The following is a 17,126-nucleotide window of genomic DNA, read 5'->3' on the forward strand; positions in this document are numbered from 1 at the left end:
TGAGTTGTTATGTTTGATATTTAGATACTGATTTAACCACAGCATTTCTTATATTTTTTGCCTGAACTACAGGGGCAAGGGCTATTTCGGCCTATTTCAGGGCGAATACCATCTATATAAAACCAACGTTGCTCGATGCGCAAAAAACGTGAGCGCTCATGAATCAATTGCTTATCTTGCTTTCCTTGTTCAATAAAGCAAGCTGAAAATTCAACATAAGCTTCGTTATTATGTTTCCCCTGATGAGTTTCGAGGATATTTAATCCCTGCCATTGTACACCCGTAAAACTTTGCTCTATTTCTGTTCGCCAATTTTCAGCCTGGCAATCTGGGTGCCAAGTGGCGATAAGATAGTCTGCATTTTGGGTAACATAAGCACTATATCTGGAACGCATCAGGGATTCAGCATTTGGGGCGGGGTGATGGCTTTCAAGATAAGGGCTACAGCAAAGGCCGAAAGATGAGCCACTGCTGCAGGGGCACATTTTTGTCAAAATAACTCCAGTTATTTAAAGTGGTTGCTGTTAATAACACCGATTGATGATACTCGAAGATGGGCAAAGGTCGCAATGTTTGACAAGCCAACATCATCATTGAAATGTGATTAAAAGCTAGCGTACTGTATATCTGGTCGAATTAACTGGTGTATACTCAGGCGCGTTATTTTTTGCGAGTGCAATTTTCTTCACACATACAATTTTTTTGAGAGTTAATGCTATTGTTTAAGCTGTAAAGGAGTTTTTCGGTGAAAACATAGCAGTAGGAGATGATGTAATGTCAGTAATAAATAAAAAGGTCAAAAAAGCTGTTATACCTGTTGCTGGTTTGGGAACCAGGATGTTACCAGCCACCAAAGCCATCCCGAAAGAAATGCTCCCCTTGGTGGATAAACCGCTTATTCAGTATGTGGTCAATGAGTGTATCAAAGCAGGCATTACTGAAATCATTCTGGTCACACATTCATCCAAAAACTCAATAGAAAATCATTTTGATACTAGCTTTGAATTGGAAGCGATTCTGGAGAAAAGAGTTAAGCGCCAATTATTGGACGAGGTACAGTCTATCTGTCCAAATCATGTGACGATTATGCAAACCCGTCAGGGAATTGCAAAAGGATTGGGACATGCGGTGTTATGTGCCAAGCCACTTATTGGTGATGAACCGTTTGCTGTTATTCTGCCTGATGTTATTTTGGATGAGTACAGCACCGACCTGTCAAAATATAATTTGAGCGAAATGTTATCACGCTTCAACAGCCGTGGTGCAAGCCAAATCCTAGTTGAACCTGTACCTGTAGAAAGTGTTTCGGATTATGGCATTGTTGATTGTCTGGGTGAAACTTTGCAGCCTGGGGATAGCAAACCTATTGCCCGTGTTGTTGAAAAACCCAAACCAGAAGAAGCACCATCGAATCTTTCTATTGTTGGTCGTTATGTATTATCCGAAAAAATCTGGCCATTATTGGCTAAAACTGCGCCAGGGGCAGGGGATGAAATACAACTGACCGATGCGATTGCCATGCTGATGGAAAAAGAGTCCGTTGAGGCTTATCACTTGCAAGGCCGTAGTCATGATTGTGGTAATAAATTGGGTTATATGCAGGCATTTGTTGAATATGGCATGAAACATAAAGAATTGGGCAAGCCATTCACGGATTGGATCATGACCTTGCAAAATCAGATTGAAAAATAATCTACTAGTACTTTAAGGTGTGATATGAAAGTTACTGTATTTGGTATTGGCTACGTAGGCTTAGTACAAGCAACCGTATTTGCTGAAGTGGGGCATGATGTACTTTGTGTCGATGTTGATGCAAAAAAAGTTGAGAACCTGAAAAATGGTCAGATTCCTATTTTTGAGCCGGGCTTGACGTCATTGGTAAAGAAAAATCATGCTGAAGGACGGCTGAATTTTACAACGGATGCCAAAGCCGGTATTGCTCATGGCAAATTACAGTTTATTGCAGTAGGCACACCTCCTGATGAAGATGGTTCTGCTGATCTTAAGTATGTTACTGCGGTAGCCAGAACTATTGCGGAAAATATGGATGGTTACAAAGTTGTTGTTGACAAATCAACTGTACCAGTAGGTACGGCTGATAAAGTCAGGGCAGTGATGCAGGCTACATTGGCAGAGCGTAATCTGGAACTTCCATTTGATGTCGTTTCCAATCCTGAGTTTTTGAAAGAAGGTGCCGCTGTTGCTGATTGCATGCGACCTGAACGCATTATTATTGGCTGTGATAACGATGATGTGGTTGATGTTATGCGTGAGCTGTATGAGCCGTTTAATCGTAATCATGATCGTATGATCGTCATGGATATCCGCAGTGCTGAGTTGACCAAATATGCAGCTAACTGTATGTTGGCGACAAAAATCAGTTTCATGAATGAAATTGCTAACTTGGCTGAAATGCTGGGCGCTGACATTGAAAATGTGCGCCAGGGAATTGGTTCCGACTCACGCATCGGATACCACTTTATTTACCCTGGATGTGGATATGGCGGTTCATGTTTCCCTAAAGATGTTCAGGCGCTGATCCGAACTTCTGAACAAATTGGGTATACACCCAAAATTCTTCAGGCAGTGGAACAAGTTAACGAAAAACAAAAAAGTAAATTGCCTGCGTTTGTCAGACAGCATTTTGGTGATGATTTATCGGGCAAGACGTTTGCTATTTGGGGGTTGTCATTTAAACCTAATACAGATGACATGCGTGAGGCATCGAGCCGTGTCCTGATAGAAACGTTATGGCAATATGGCGCTAAAGTTCAGGCGTATGATCCTGAGGCTATGCAGGAAGCCCAGCGTATTTATGGCCAGCGTGATGATCTCTCTTTAATGGGCACAAAAGAAGCGGCATTAAAAGGTGCTGATGCTTTGATTATCTGTACAGAATGGCAAAACTTCAGAGCACCTGATTTTGATGTGATTAAAGATTCATTAAAAACCCCTGTGATTTTTGATGGACGCAATCTTTATGATCCTGAACGCCTGCAATCGCGTGGTTTTACTTATTACGGTATTGGCCGCGGAGCCTCAATCAAACCCGTCATTTGAGTTAATTTATGAAATTTTTAGTTACAGGTTCTGCTGGTTTTATCGGTTTCCATGTTAGTCAGCGGTTATTAAATATGGGATATGAGGTTGTTGGTATTGATAACCTCAACGATTATTATGATGTTAATTTGAAACAGGCGAGATTAAATTTATTACTCCCTTATTCAAATTTTAAATTTGAAAAATTAGACCTGGCTGACAGAGTCGCAATACCCGAATTGTTCGCAAAACATCAATTCCAGCGAGTGATCCATTTAGGCGCTCAACCGGGTGTGCGTTATTCAATACAAAACCCTATGGCATATATAGATGCCAATATCATCGGTCATATTAATATACTTGAAGGTTGCCGCCATCATTCTGTAGAGCATCTATTATATGCATCTTCCAGTTCAGTATATGGCTTAAATAAAAAGCAACCGTTTTCTACTGATGACTCAGTTGATCATCCGGTTTCTTTATATGCAGCAACGAAAAAAGCTGATGAGTTAATGTCTCACAGTTATTCACATCTTTATCAACTTCCCACTACAGGATTAAGGTTTTTTACCGTATATGGACCGTGGGGGCGTCCTGATATGGCTTTATTTAAATTCACTAAAGCCATGTTAGAAGGTAAGCCGATTGATGTTTATAATCATGGCAATATGGTGAGAGATTTCACATATATTGATGACATTGTTGAATCTATAATCAGGTTGCAGGGTATCATTCCTACCTTCAATAAAGACTGGTCAGTTGAAGATGGGAAAATATCTGCCAGCTCTGCGCCATATCGAGTTTACAATATTGGTAATGGCCAACCGACAAAACTGGGTGATTTTATTGAAGCCATTGAAACCTCATTAGGGATTGAGGCGAAGAGAAACTTTATGGAAATTCAAGATGGCGATGTATTGTCAACGTGTGCAGACTCAAGCGCGCTTTACAATAAGATTGGTTTTTCACCTAACACTCCGGTAAAGGAAGGCGTGAAACGATTTACTGATTGGTATTTAGACTTTTATCAAAAATTATGACAGTAGAAATAGGAAAAGGAGCGATTAGCTCCTTTTTTATAACGTTATGTTAATAAAAAACTAAATTAGTGTTAAGTTGTTTTTTATCACATTGAGAATATGAAAGCGACTTGGCTATTAATATAACTCTCTGTGTTTCTACATCAGCCCGTAATTAACCTGGTTAGTTTTATATTAAGCATAAAACAAAAATACCCGTGAGAGGGTATTTTTGTTATCAAGTTTACAAAGCAACTGATTAGATAAGGAAATCTTCCAGTGTTTTGCCATCTTCTTCAATTGCTTTTTTGATTACGGCTGGTGTACGGCCTTGGCCAGTCCAGGTTTTAATTTCACCGTCATCAACGTATGAATATTTTGCTGGGCGAGCAGCACGTTTAGATTTACCTGTAGATTTACCACTTAAAGCATCTACTAAATCGCTTAATTCAATGCCGTCTTTTTCCAACATTTCACGGTATTCTTGAAGTTTACGTGTACGCTCTTCTAATTGTACACGAACCTGGTTTTCTTCATCACGACGTTCTTCAACAACAGTCGTAAGTTTTTCCAACATTTCTTCTAAAGTAGTTAGTTCACATTCTCTTGCTTGTGCGCGCAAGGTACGGATGTTATTTAAGGATTTTAAATTCTCGCTCATTGTCCTGGTCTCAAATTATAATGATGATAGCTGATGTAGAGATAATAATAGAATGCTATTTTATTTTCTGCAATAGTGAATTTACTTTCTCAGGCTAAAATATGGCATTTTAAAATGCAATTTTTGAAGTAATCGATATATTGCGTTTTAATCCTGCTATTGGATTTACCATTTTTCAATAAGAAAGAAGGGGATTACTGTAAAGTTTAGTAAGGGATAAAACATAGGGTAAAAAACTAATTTATAGTCGATCCGTAAGAAACATTAACTGTTTTGCTGGAAATAAGTTGAGAGTAAGTGTGAGATGAAAGTTTTTTATGGGTAATCCATTAGTTATGATCATAGTGGGTTAATTGAACAAAAGTAAACCACTATGATTATTAATATTCAAAGGATGAGGGTAAAAATAACTATTTTCTTTTTATGTTAATTTTGTTCATTTGGCATGCAGAACGTACTTGTGGTGCTGATTTTATATGCGCAAATGTGATGATTATCATGAAAATAATTTTCTCTTATTTATTTTAATTTGTTTCTGTTACCTCGCATTTGGCAATAACAAGGATAATCTCAACCAGAGTTTATGGTAAACTGCTGCTGTTATATCGCCTGATTAAATTTGACAAGAAAGAGGACGTACAGGCCAATGGCTCAGCTTTATTTTTATTATTCTGCCATGAATGCAGGGAAATCAACTTCCTTATTGCAGTCTTCCTATAACTATAACGAAAGAGGAATGAGAACGCTGATCTTTACGGCAGAAATCGATACTCGATTCGGTAAAGGAAAGGTCAGTTCCCGTATTGGCTTATCGGCCGAAGCGTTGTTGTTTTCACCAAAAACAAATATTGCTGAGCTTATCAGAGAAGAAAATGAGGCAGAAAAAGTCCATTGCGTTTTGATTGATGAATGCCAATTCTTAACGAAAGAACATGTCGCGCAACTTTGTGAAATTGTAGATTATGATGATATCCCTGTTCTTTGTTATGGTTTAAGGACAGATTTTCAGGGTGAGTTATTCAGCGGTAGTGAATATCTCCTCGCGTGGTCAGATAAATTGGTCGAGTTGAAAACAATTTGTCATTGCGGGAGAAAAGCCAGCCGTGTACTTCGTTTTGGCAGCGATGGCAACGTTATGTACGATGGTGCTCAGGTTGATATTGGTGGTAACGAAAAATACGTCTCTGTGTGTCGCAGGCATTATACTGACGTTATTCGTGAAGCCAAGGCCAAAAAGGTTTAATACGTTGCCAGTGGTAATTGAGAAACATAAAGCTATATAGATTAAGGTAGGCCAGAAAATAAAATAATAAAAAGGCGCTGAGTTGTGTCCCGGCGCCTTTTAAGTTACAGCCATCAGTCTATCATTTATTATTCTTTCTTATTATTTTTTCTATTTGATTTTACTGCCTCCTGTGGTTTGTTCTCTTCGGTGAATTTACGGCCATAAAAAGAATCCAGCAGTAGTTGTTTCAATTCAGAAATTAATGGGTAACGCGGATTTGCGCCGGTACATTGGTCATCAAATGCGTCTTCTGCAAGCTTATCGATTTTTGCCAGGAAGTCAGCTTCTTGTACACCTATTTCGCGAATTGATGCAGGGATATCTAGCTGAGATTTCATTTCTTCCAGCCAAGCCAAGAGTTTTTCAATTTTGGCAGCAGTCCTATCACCTGATGTGGTCAACCCCAAATGATCTGCAATTTCCGCATAGCGACGTCGCGCTTGTGGGCGGTCATATTGGCTAAAGGCAGTCTGTTTGGTTGGATTATCATTGGCGTTGTAGCGAATTACATTACAAATTAACAGTGCATTAGCTAAGCCATGTGGGATATGAAACTCAGAGCCAAGTTTGTGGGCCATAGAGTGACATACTCCCAGAAATGCATTAGCAAAGGCAATACCGGCTATAGTGGCTGCATTATGGACACGTTCGCGGGCAACGGGGTTTTTTGCCCCTTCATGGTAACTAACGGGCAGGTAATCTTTCAATAGTTTTAGGGCTTGCAGTGCTTGCCCATCAGAATATTCATTGGCTAAAACGGAAACGTAGGCTTCCAGTGCGTGGGTTACTGCATCCAAGCCACCAAAAGCACATAGCGATTTCGGCATATCCATGACTAGGTTTGCGTCGACAATCGCCATGTCGGGGGTAAGCGCATAGTCTGCCAAAGGATATTTCTGTCCAGTTACATCGTCGGTAACCACCGCGAAAGGGGTGACTTCTGAACCGGTGCCTGAAGTGGTGGTAATAGCCACCATTTTCGCTTTTACACCCATTTTCGGGAACTTATAGATCCGTTTACGGATATCCATAAAGCGCAAAGCCAGTTCCTCAAAATGTGTTTCTGGATGCTCATACATCACCCACATAATTTTAGCTGCATCCATCGGAGAGCCGCCGCCAAGGGCAATAATGACATCAGGTTTAAACAGATGCATTTGCTCAGCGCCTTTGCGAACGATGCTTAACGTTGGATCTGCTTCAACTTCAAAGAACACTTCAGTTTCAATACCATAAGATTTCAGGACATTAATAACCTGATCGGCATAACCGTTATTGAATAAGAAACGGTCTGTCACAATAAAAGCACGTTTAGTCCCATCGGTAGCGACTTCTTCCAATGCAATGGGCAGAGAGCCGCGGCGGAAATAGATTGATTTTGGAAGTTTGTGCCATAACATGTTTTCGGCTCTTTTGGCGACGGTTTTTGTATTGATCAGGTGTTTTGGCCCAACATTTTCAGAAATAGAATTGCCTCCCCATGAACCACAGCCCAGCGTCAACGAAGGGGAGAGCTTAAAGTTGTACAAGTCTCCGATACCACCTTGAGACGCAGGCGTGTTGATCAAAATACGTGCGGTTTTCATTTTGTCGCCAAAGTATTTAATACGCTCCGCCTGATTATCTTGTTCGGTATAGAGGCATGACGTATGTCCAATCCCCCCCATCTCAACCAATTTCTCGGCTTTTTCAACTGCATCTTCAAAGTCTTTACCACGGTACATGGCAAGCAAAGGTGATAGCTTTTCATGGGCAAAAGGCTCAGCTTCACCTACCAGAGTAACTTCACCAATAAGAATTTTGGTGCTTTCAGGTACATTGATACCGGCCATTTCTGCAATTTTTGTTGCTGGCTGACCAACAATCGCTGAATTTAAGCTGCCGTTTTTCAAGATAATATTTTGAACGGCATTTAACTCTTTTCCCTGAAGAAGATAGCCACCGTGAGTTGAGAAACGTTCACGGACTTGCTCGTAAACAGAATCAACGACGATGACAGACTGTTCTGAAGCACAAATCACGCCGTTATCAAACGTCTTAGACATCAGGATTGATGCAACGGCACGTTTGATATCGGCTGATTCATCAATCACGACAGGAGTATTGCTAGCACCGACACCAATAGCGGGTTTACCTGAACTATACGCTGCTTTCACCATGCCGGGGCCGCCTGTTGCCAAAATAAGATTAATATCAGGGTGGTGCATTAAGGCATTTGAAAGTTCAACGGAAGGCTCATCTATCCAGCCGATGATATCCTTTGGTGCGCCTGCTTCAACGGCTGCCTTTAAGACAATTTCTGCTGCTCTGTTGGTCGCTTTTTTGGCTCGTGGATGAGGGGAAAAAATAACACCATTACGGGTTTTCAGGCTGATAAGCGCTTTGAAAATGGCAGTGGATGTTGGGTTTGTTGTTGGAATAATGCCACAAATTAGGCCAATAGGTTCAGCGATAGTGATAGTACCGAAAGTATTATCTTCAGATAAGATGCCGCAAGTTTTATCATCTTTATAAGCGTTATAAATATATTCTGAAGCGAAGTGATTTTTGATCACTTTATCTTCCACAATTCCCATGCCTGATTCAGATACGGCTAATTTTGCCAGTGGAATACGGGCATCAGCAGCGGCCAGGGCAGCAGCCCGAAAAATTCGGTCAACTTGTTCCTGAGAAAAATTAGCAAATTCATGCTGGGCTTTTTTTACGCGAGCAACTAATTCATTAAGTTCTGCGACGTGAGTTACAGCCATAAAAATTACTCCTGACAGATGTTAAATTTTTTAGGGAAATTAGCTGCGAGATTATTAACTTATTAAATAATGTTATGAGATTAATCGTCTGCGTTTAATCTTATATACCGCTAATTGCCTTAAGAAATTACTTAACAAAATGATTAATATAGGAATAGTGACTTTCCTTGAAATTCTACATTGAATACAGCTTACCATTTACAGGCATTCGTATTGTGATTTAGATCATGAAAACATTAAGCTGACTCAATTCAGCTATTCTTTTTGAAGAAAGAAGTATCAGTTGATTATTTAATTGCACAAATACAATTTATTAACCTTGCGGTGAGAGAGTATTAATATGATTACTCGAATTAGGAGGATTATTAATATTCCTGAGATTAGGGCTTAGCCTTGTTTCTTGGGTTACTGTGATATAACAAGAATAACTTATGTATTTATTTAAAATTTAATGAAAAAAGATGAAATTTTATTCTCAAACAGAGAGAAATTAACTAATAAATAACCCATTAAAGTGTAATCGGCCGATAACCTCATTTCTGCGTAATTTTCTTGAAACTTTCCTTGAACCATTGTTCATATTTTATTCTTTTTTAATCAGTGATTTTCTTAAAATAATACTGTGATTTTTTACACTGTTTTACGATTCATCACCTTATCTAACCAGTGCCTTGTATTGTTGTTTTGTGATGAAGATGGACTTTTACTCTGTGATGATTGCATTTTGTTAAAATAATGTTTATTTTCTCTTTTGATAATATTCTATGAATGTTGCCGGAGGATAAAATAACAAAATCTATTATTATCATTACATTACATTAGTTTTGCGAATATATTGCATACAGGGGTAACCAATAATATTAATGATTTAATAAATTTATTATAAAAATCAAATAACAATTATTGTGTGGGTATGGTTTTTTAGTAGGTTAATTACCATTTGTTAACGAAATAAGTAAATTATTGGAGTTAGTAGATTAAAAACGATTCATTTACTGTTTATAACTTGGAGCGAAATATGAGAAAAAAAACATCAAAGTTAGGTCAGTTGATTTCAAGTATCGTTTTATTATCTTTTCCCGCAACACAGAGCATTGCTGCAATTGTTCCGGCAGGAGTTACACTAGCCGAAAAACAAGAAATCACCATTAACAATGGTGTCGAAGTCACTTCATTGGATCCTCATAAAGTTGAAGGTGCTCCAGAAACTGCCATTATCCGTAATCTGCTGGAAGGATTGGTAACGACTGGGCCAAATGGTGAAACCGTACCTGGTGTGGCAGAAAGATGGGAGAATGAAGGTTATAAGGTATGGACATTCTATTTACGTAACGACGCCAAATGGAGTGATGGTAAGCCTGTAACTGCACAGGATTTTGTTTACAGTTGGCGTCGGCTTGCTGATCCAAGCACAGGGTCACCTTATACCAGTTACTTGCAATATGCTTATATTCAAAACGTTGACGATATTCTGAAAGGAATAAAATCACCGGAACAATTAGGCGTTAAAGCGCTGGATGATCACCGTTTCCAGATAACACTCAGCCAGCCAGTTCCTTATCTGGTGGATATGTTGAGTCATACAGCGATGAAACCCGTCAGACAGGATATCATTGAAAAATGGGGGAATAAATGGACCTTGCCAGAACACCATATTGGCAATGGTGCTTATACATTGAAGGATTGGGTGGTCAATGAGCGAATTGTTTTAACGCGTAATCCCCAGTATTGGAACAATAAAGAAACCATCATTGAAAAAGGCACTTTCCTGCCCATTGTCTCAGGCGTTAGTGATGTTAATCGCTATCGTAGCGGGGAAGTTGATATCACTGACAATGCAATCCCTCCTGATTTATACCAAAAAATGAAACGGGATATCCCAGAACAATTGCAAGTTTCACCTTATTTGTGCACGTTTTACTACGAAATCAATAATCAGAAGCCACTATTTAAAGATAAACGGGTGCGTGAAGCCATAAAACTGAGTCTTGATCGAGATATCATTACTGAAAAAATTATGGCGCAGGGACAAATTCCGGCGTATGGATTTACTCCCACTTATATTGGCGGCGGCTTGTCCATTAATCCCGCATGGGCAAGCTGGACCCAGGAACAGCGTAATCAACGGGCAAGGGAATTGTTGAAAGAGGCAGGTTTTGATGCCAGTAATCCTCTTAAGTTTACCTTGTTGTACAACACATCCGAGCAAAACAAACAACAAGCCATCGCTGCGGCTTCTATGTGGCAGAAAAATATTGGCGCAAAAGTTATGTTGCAAAATCAGGAGTGGAAAACCTCGCTCCAGAACCGCCATCAAGGGAATTATGATGTCGCGAGGGCAACATGGTGTGGCGATTATAACGAACCTTCTTCTTTCCTGAATATGTTGCTGTCAACTAGCAGTAACAATACCGTTTTTTATCACAGTAAGACTTTTGATAACTATCTCAACCATGCCCTGATAGCCAAAGATGACGCTACACGTAAGGCGTTTTATCAGCGAGCTGAAGCTCAGCTTGATAAAGATTCAGGTCTGATACCCGTTTATTACCGCGTCAGTGTGCGCCTTATTCGCCCGACAGTTGGGGGAGTGACAGGAAAAGATCCCATGGATTATGTTGATCTAAAGAATTTATATATTAAAAAGGTGAATGATTAATCATTTCCACGAAATATTATCTTACCGTAAATAAAATAGTTCCTTTTGGATGCGGATTAACCATCCCAATGCGTGGACATGACTTTAATGGGTCAAATAATATCAATTGGAGAGAATAAGATGATAAACACAACAAAGAAAAAACTGGCTACTGGCATTACGGTAGCACTAGGCATGATAATCGGAGGGCAGGCCTTTGCAGCGCAAGTGCCTGCTGGCGTGCAACTTGCAGATGCTGCAAAACAGGTGCTGGTTCGCAACAATGGCTCGGAACCCCAATCATTGGATCCACATAAAATCGAAGGCGTACCGGAATCTAACATCGCCCGTGATTTGTTTGAAACTCTGGTGATCAATGATCCTGATGGTAAAATTATACCGGGAGTTGCAGAAAGTTGGGAAAATAAGGATTTCAAAGTTTGGACATTCCATCTGCGTAAAGATGCAAAATGGTCAAATGGTGACCCTGTCACTGCGCAGGATTTTGTCTATAGCTGGCGCCGTATATCAGATCCAAATACCGCGTCCCCCTATGCAAGTTTTCTTCAATATGCCCATATTCTTAATGTCGACGATGTCATCAAAGGTAAACAGAAACCGGAAGCACTGGGCGTTAAGGCATTAGATGACCATACATTGCAATTAACACTTAGTGAAGCAGTTCCTTATCTAGTCAGATTATTTGTTCACCCGACAACATCTCCCGTCCATCGAGTAACAATTGAAAAATATGGTGAAAGATGGACACAACCACAGAATTTTGTTGGTAATGGCGCTTATAAACTGAAAAGCTGGGTGATCAATGAACGCCTTGTTTTCGAACGCAGTCCAACGTATTGGGACGATAAAAACACAGTCATTAATCAAGTGACTTTCTTGCCTATTTCGTCTGAAGTTACGGATGTTAATCGCTATCGCGCTGGCGAAATTGAAATGACTTATACCAACTTACCAGTCGAACTATTTCAAAAACTAAAAAAAGAAATTCCCGAACAGTTGCGTGTAAACCCATATTTATGTACTTATTATTATGAAATAAATAACCAGAAACCACCATTTGATGATCCCCGTGTGCGCACTGCACTGAAATTAGGTATGGATCGCGATATCATAACTTATAAGGTCAAGAATCAGGGAGACTCACCTGCCTATGGTTATACTCCCCCCTTTATTGCTGACTTCAAAGATGAGAAACCAGACTGGTATGCTAAGTTGAATCAGCAGCAGCGTAATGAAAAAGCGAAAAAACTCTTGGCAGAAGCTGGTTTTACCAAAGATCATCCTCTGAAAATTAATCTTTTGTATAACACTTCTGATCTACATAAAAAATTAGCCATTGCCGCGGCATCCATTTGGAAAAAGAATATTGGTGTTGAGGTTTCCCTCGAAAACCAAGAATGGAAAACTTTTCTTGATTCCCGCCATCAGGGTAATTACGACATTGCCCGTGCAGGGTGGTGTGCGGATTACAACGAAGCGTCCTCTTTCCTGAACTCTATGTTATCTAACAGCAGCAATAACACCGCTCACTATAAGAGCAAAGAATTTGATGCCTTGATGAAACAATCGCTGCAAGTCAAAACAGATGAAGAACGTGCGGAGGTCTATGCCAAGGCAAATGCTGTATTGGACAAAGACTCTGCGATAGTTCCTCTTTTTTACTATGCGAGTACCCGTTTAGTGAAACCTTATGTAGGTGGTTATACCGGTAAAGATCCATTGGAAAACCTGCATACTAAAGATCTGTACATAATAAAACATTAGGAATTAGCAGGTGATCTAGTAGGGTCACCTGCTTGTTAAATAATTAAAAGCCACGGTTTGGCTAAACAGTAGGAACGGGCAATGTTAAAATTTATTTTACGTCGCTGCTTAGAGGCGATCCCGACTCTTTTTATACTTATTACTATTTCGTTTTTTATGATGCGGCTTGCTCCGGGTAGCCCATTTACAGGGGAGAGGAAGCTACCGCCAGAGGTTATGGCAAATATTGAAGCGAAATATCATCTAAATGATCCTATCTATAAACAATATTTCAATTACTTAATCCAGCTTTCCAAAGGGGATTTTGGTCCTTCATTCAAATATAAAGACTACAGTGTCAATGATCTGGTTGCAGAAGCGCTACCTGTTTCTGCTAAATTGGGCTTTGCTGCTTTTATTATGGCAGTCATATTTGGGGTCAGTGCAGGCGTTATTGCAGCATTGAATCAGAATACCAAATGGGATTATACGGTGATGGGGTTTGCCATGACAGGGGTTGTGATCCCCAGTTTCGTGGTCGCTCCTTTATTAGTGTTGATATTTGCCATCACATTAAAATGGTTGCCGGGAGGAGGCTGGAATGGTGGAGCACCTAAATATATGCTCTTGCCAATGGTTGCACTTTCCCTCTCTTATATTGCCAGTATATCCCGTATTACCCGCGGTTCCATGATAGAAGTCTTGCATTCCAATTTTATTCGTACGGCACGAGCCAAGGGTTTGCCATTGCGAAAGATTATTTTCCGTCATGCGTTAAAACCTGCCTTATTACCCGTTATCTCTTACCTAGGACCTGCGTTCGTAGGCATCATTACGGGTTCAATGGTTATCGAAACTATTTTCGGTTTACCTGGCTTAGGACAATTGTTTGTCAATGGCGCATTAAACCGTGATTACTCACTGGTACTCAGTTTGACCATTCTAGTGGGGAGTTTGACCATTATGTTTAATGCCATCGTTGATGTGCTGTATGCCGTCATCGATCCGAAAATTCGTTATTAAAACTGGAGCACGCAATGTTACTGAATAAAAAAAATAGCGAAGCTCTGGAAAACTTTTCTGAGCAACTGGAAATTGAAGGCCGCAGTTTGTGGCAGGATGCACGTCGCCGTTTTATGCATAATAAAGCGGCGATTACGAGTTTATGTATTCTATTACTGATCACATTATTTGTGATCTTAGCCCCGATGTTGTCCCAATTTGCTTACGATGATACAGATTGGAATATGATGACAATGCCGCCTGATTTTGAATCCAAACACTATCTTGGCACCGATTCATCAGGGCGTGACCTGCTGGTACGTGTTGCCATTGGAGGACGTATTTCATTGATGGTTGGGATTGCCGCAGCTTTAATTGCCGTGTTATTTGGTACTTTGTATGGTGCGATGTCAGGCTATCTTGGTGGCAAAACTGACATGGTTATGATGCGTTTGTTGGAAATTCTCAACTCTTTCCCATTCATGTTCTTCGTTATCCTTCTGGTTACTTTCTTTGGTCAAAACATCCTGTTGATTTTCGTTGCAATTGGCATGGTGTCGTGGTTGGACATGGCACGTATCGTCCGTGGTCAGACATTGAGTTTAAAACGCAAGGAATTCATCGAAGCAGCGTTGGTTTGTGGGGTTTCTACCCGTAATATCGTTTTGCGCCATATCGTACCAAACGTATTGGGTGTTGTGGTGGTTTATGCCTCATTACTTGTACCTAGCATGATCTTGTTTGAATCCTTCTTAAGCTTCCTTGGTTTGGGAACTCAGGAACCTCTCAGTAGTTGGGGCGCTTTATTAAGTGATGGTGCTAACTCAATGGAAGTAGCTCCGTGGTTGTTGTTATTTCCGGCGGGCTTTCTGGTAATGACCCTGTTTTGTTTTAACTTTATTGGTGACGGCCTGCGAGATGCCCTCGACCCGAAAGACCGTTAAGGAGAGCCTATGAATAGCGTAGAAACTTCGAAAAATGCTGAATCACTCTTATCGGTAAGAGACCTAAATGTCGTATTCAGCACTCCTGACGGCAATGTGACTGCCGTAAATAAATTGAATTTTGACTTACAAGCCGGAGAAACACTGGGCATTGTGGGAGAATCTGGCTCTGGCAAATCGCAGACGGCATTTGCATTAATGGGGTTATTGGCTAGCAATGGCTCTGTCAGTGGTTCTGCTAATTTCAATGGGCGAGAGATCCTCAACCTGAAAGAAAAAGAGCTAAACCGGATGCGGGCAGAAGAGATCTCAATGATATTTCAAGATCCCATGACTTCGCTTAACCCTTATATGCGAGTGGGTGATCAATTAACTGAAGTATTAATGCTGCACAAGCGTATGAGTAAAAGCGAGGCTTTTGAGGAATCCATTCGTATGCTGGATGCCGTCAAGATGCCAGAGGCTCGTAAGCGTATGAAAATGTACCCTCATGAATTTTCTGGTGGTATGCGTCAACGGGTCATGATTGCGATGGCGTTATTGTGTCAGCCTAAATTGTTGATTGCCGATGAACCGACAACGGCATTGGACGTCACTGTTCAGGCGCAGATCATGACGTTGCTTAACGAACTAAAAAAAGAGTTTAACACTGCCATCATTATGATTACCCATGATTTGGGCGTGGTTGCTGGCATTTGTGACAAAGTATTAGTGATGTATGCAGGGAGAACGATGGAATATGGTACGGCGCGTGACGTATTTTATCAGCCTACCCACCCATATTCTATCGGGTTATTGAATGCAGTTCCCCGTCTGGATGGTGATGAGGAGTCATTGGAAACGATTCAAGGTAATCCTCCTAACTTATTGCGTTTGCCAAAAGGATGCCCATTCCGGCCACGTTGTCAATTTGCTTCTGAGCGTTGTGCTCGTGAAGATCCACAGTTAGAGAAATTTGGTTTTGGGCGCTTGCGTGCCTGCTTTAAACGCCAGGAGGAATTAGTATGAGCGCCATAACTGAAAAACGTGTCTTATTGGAAGTTGACGATCTCAAAGTTTATTTTGATATTAAAGATGGGAAACAGTGGTTCTGGCAGCCGGCAAAAACCTTAAAAGCGGTTGATGGTGTGACCTTAAGGTTATATGAAGGCGAAACACTGGGCGTGGTGGGAGAATCTGGCTGCGGAAAATCAACCCTTGCCAGAGCTGTTATTGGCTTGGTGAAAGCGTCTGGCGGTGCCGTCACCTGGCTTGGTCAAAATTTGCTGGATATGAATGACAGGCAGTGGCGGGATATTCGCAATGATATCCAGATGATTTTCCAGGATCCTTTGGCATCGCTGAATCCGCGTATGACGATTGGTGATATTATTGCGGAGCCATTGAGAACGTATCATCCCAAAATGAAAGACGGGGAAGTAAAAGAAAAAGTGCAAAAGATGATGATGCGGGTAGGGTTATTGCCTAACCTGATAAACCGTTATCCTCACGAATTCTCTGGAGGCCAGTGCCAGCGTATTGGCATTGCCCGTGCTTTGATTCTGGAACCGAAATTAGTTATTTGTGATGAGCCGGTTTCAGCACTGGATGTTTCCATTCAGGCTCAGGTCGTTAACTTGTTGCAGGAATTACAGCGGGAGATGGGACTTTCCCTGATATTTATTGCTCATGACTTATCAATAGTGAAACATATATCAGACCGCGTATTGGTGATGTATTTAGGCAATGCAGTAGAATTAGGCACTTATGATGAGGTTTACCATAATCCATTGCATCCATATACGAGGGCACTTATGTCGGCGGTGCCGATCCCTGATCCCGATAAAGAGCGTAATAAACATATTGAGTTGCTGGAGGGAGAACTGCCTTCACCGATTAATCCCCCGTCTGGATGTGTATTTCGTACTCGTTGCCCAATGGCCGATGCTGAATGTGCTAAGACTCGGCCGTTGCTTGAGGGTAGCTTTAAACATGCGGTGTCATGTCTCAAGGTTGATCCACTCTAATTAATGGTGTTCATCCAT

The 17,126-nt window shown here is 40.8% G+C and carries 13 protein-coding genes; 10 read left to right on the plus strand and 3 right to left on the minus strand.

Annotated features, from left to right (window positions below; genetic code table 11):
- Positions 1-32 precede the first annotated feature (32 nt).
- The gene (locus tag Xedl_RS09115) at positions 33-494 is read right to left on the minus strand and encodes a YchJ family protein (RefSeq protein ID WP_143187413.1); all 462 of its coding nucleotides are present in this window, start codon (positions 492-494) and stop codon (positions 33-35) included.
- Positions 495-774: 280 nt separating this feature from the next.
- On the opposite strand from Xedl_RS09115, the gene galU reads away from it, so the two are divergent.
- Genes galU through Xedl_RS09130 form a run of 3 tightly spaced genes read left to right on the plus strand, consistent with a single transcriptional unit; the run spans position 775 to position 4,079 of the window.
- The gene (gene galU, locus Xedl_RS09120) at positions 775-1,692 is read left to right on the plus strand and encodes a UTP--glucose-1-phosphate uridylyltransferase GalU (RefSeq protein ID WP_074023500.1); all 918 of its coding nucleotides are present in this window, start codon (positions 775-777) and stop codon (positions 1,690-1,692) included.
- Between the two features lie 24 nt (positions 1,693-1,716).
- Positions 1,717-3,060: a UDP-glucose dehydrogenase family protein gene (locus Xedl_RS09125; protein WP_074023501.1), complete on the plus strand. Its 1,344-nt coding sequence runs from the start codon at positions 1,717-1,719 to the stop codon at positions 3,058-3,060.
- Between the two features lie 8 nt (positions 3,061-3,068).
- Positions 3,069-4,079, plus strand: coding sequence for an NAD-dependent epimerase (locus Xedl_RS09130; RefSeq protein WP_074023502.1), 1,011 nt, complete (start codon positions 3,069-3,071; stop codon positions 4,077-4,079).
- A 238-nt stretch (positions 4,080-4,317) separates the two neighbouring features.
- Here the strand turns inward: Xedl_RS09130 and Xedl_RS09135 are convergent, their stop codons facing one another.
- Entirely contained in the window at positions 4,318-4,719 is a 402-nt protein-coding gene (locus Xedl_RS09135; RefSeq protein ID WP_074023503.1) for an H-NS family histone-like protein, read from the minus strand.
- Between the two features lie 646 nt (positions 4,720-5,365).
- Between Xedl_RS09135 and Xedl_RS09140 the strand changes: the two genes are divergently transcribed.
- Positions 5,366-5,962 carry a thymidine kinase gene (locus Xedl_RS09140; RefSeq protein WP_074023504.1) on the plus strand — a complete coding sequence of 199 codons (597 nt, stop codon included), beginning with the start codon at positions 5,366-5,368 and terminating at the stop codon, positions 5,960-5,962.
- Positions 5,963-6,090: 128 nt separating this feature from the next.
- On the opposite strand, the gene adhE is transcribed toward Xedl_RS09140, so the two are convergent.
- Positions 6,091-8,754 carry a bifunctional acetaldehyde-CoA/alcohol dehydrogenase gene (gene adhE, locus Xedl_RS09145; protein WP_074023505.1) on the minus strand — a complete coding sequence of 888 codons (2,664 nt, stop codon included), beginning with the start codon at positions 8,752-8,754 and terminating at the stop codon, positions 6,091-6,093.
- Between the two features lie 1,018 nt (positions 8,755-9,772).
- Here adhE and Xedl_RS09150 point away from each other — a divergent pair.
- The 6 genes from Xedl_RS09150 (at position 9,773) to oppF (ending at position 17,108) form a co-directional block, all read left to right on the plus strand.
- Positions 9,773-11,413 carry an ABC transporter substrate-binding protein gene (locus tag Xedl_RS09150; RefSeq protein ID WP_074023506.1) on the plus strand — a complete coding sequence of 547 codons (1,641 nt, stop codon included), beginning with the start codon at positions 9,773-9,775 and terminating at the stop codon, positions 11,411-11,413.
- 120 nt (positions 11,414-11,533) lie between these two features.
- Positions 11,534-13,177 (plus strand): oligopeptide ABC transporter substrate-binding protein OppA, encoded by a 1,644-nt coding sequence (gene oppA, locus Xedl_RS09155; protein WP_074023507.1) that lies wholly within the window; start codon positions 11,534-11,536, stop codon positions 13,175-13,177.
- Positions 13,178-13,258: 81 nt separating this feature from the next.
- On the plus strand, positions 13,259-14,179 hold the full coding sequence (gene oppB / locus Xedl_RS09160; protein WP_074023508.1) for an oligopeptide ABC transporter permease OppB: 921 nt from the start codon (positions 13,259-13,261) through the stop codon (positions 14,177-14,179).
- A gap of 14 nt (positions 14,180-14,193) precedes the next feature.
- On the plus strand, positions 14,194-15,102 hold the full coding sequence (gene oppC / locus Xedl_RS09165; protein ID WP_074023509.1) for an oligopeptide ABC transporter permease OppC: 909 nt from the start codon (positions 14,194-14,196) through the stop codon (positions 15,100-15,102).
- Positions 15,103-15,111: 9 nt separating this feature from the next.
- Complete coding sequence (oppD, locus tag Xedl_RS09170) at positions 15,112-16,110, plus strand: ABC transporter ATP-binding protein (protein WP_074023510.1); 999 nt, start codon at positions 15,112-15,114, stop codon at positions 16,108-16,110.
- Positions 16,107-17,108: a murein tripeptide/oligopeptide ABC transporter ATP binding protein OppF gene (gene oppF / locus Xedl_RS09175; RefSeq protein WP_074023511.1), complete on the plus strand. Its 1,002-nt coding sequence runs from the start codon at positions 16,107-16,109 to the stop codon at positions 17,106-17,108. The genes oppD and oppF overlap by 4 nt, the downstream gene beginning before the upstream one ends.
- Positions 17,109-17,126: the final 18 nt, after the last annotated feature.

This window comes from Xenorhabdus eapokensis, from assembly GCF_001908105.1.

Bases quoted from the DNA above. Each gene is read 5' to 3' on its own strand.
- galU (WP_074023500.1), top strand. From the start codon at position 775: ATGTCAGTAATAAATAAAAAGGTCAAAAAAGCTGTTATACCTGTTGCT.
- Xedl_RS09125 (WP_074023501.1), top strand. From the start codon at position 1,717: ATGAAAGTTACTGTATTTGGTATTGGCTACGTAGGCTTAGTACAAGCA.
- Xedl_RS09130 (WP_074023502.1), top strand. From the start codon at position 3,069: ATGAAATTTTTAGTTACAGGTTCTGCTGGTTTTATCGGTTTCCATGTT.
- Xedl_RS09135 (WP_074023503.1), bottom strand. From the start codon at position 4,719: ATGAGCGAGAATTTAAAATCCTTAAATAACATCCGTACCTTGCGCGCA.
- Xedl_RS09140 (WP_074023504.1), top strand. From the start codon at position 5,366: ATGGCTCAGCTTTATTTTTATTATTCTGCCATGAATGCAGGGAAATCA.
- adhE (WP_074023505.1), bottom strand. From the start codon at position 8,754: ATGGCTGTAACTCACGTCGCAGAACTTAATGAATTAGTTGCTCGCGTA.
- Xedl_RS09150 (WP_074023506.1), top strand. From the start codon at position 9,773: ATGAGAAAAAAAACATCAAAGTTAGGTCAGTTGATTTCAAGTATCGTT.
- oppA (WP_074023507.1), top strand. From the start codon at position 11,534: ATGATAAACACAACAAAGAAAAAACTGGCTACTGGCATTACGGTAGCA.
- oppB (WP_074023508.1), top strand. From the start codon at position 13,259: ATGTTAAAATTTATTTTACGTCGCTGCTTAGAGGCGATCCCGACTCTT.
- oppC (WP_074023509.1), top strand. From the start codon at position 14,194: ATGTTACTGAATAAAAAAAATAGCGAAGCTCTGGAAAACTTTTCTGAG.
- oppD (WP_074023510.1), top strand. From the start codon at position 15,112: ATGAATAGCGTAGAAACTTCGAAAAATGCTGAATCACTCTTATCGGTA.
- oppF (WP_074023511.1), top strand. From the start codon at position 16,107: ATGAGCGCCATAACTGAAAAACGTGTCTTATTGGAAGTTGACGATCTC.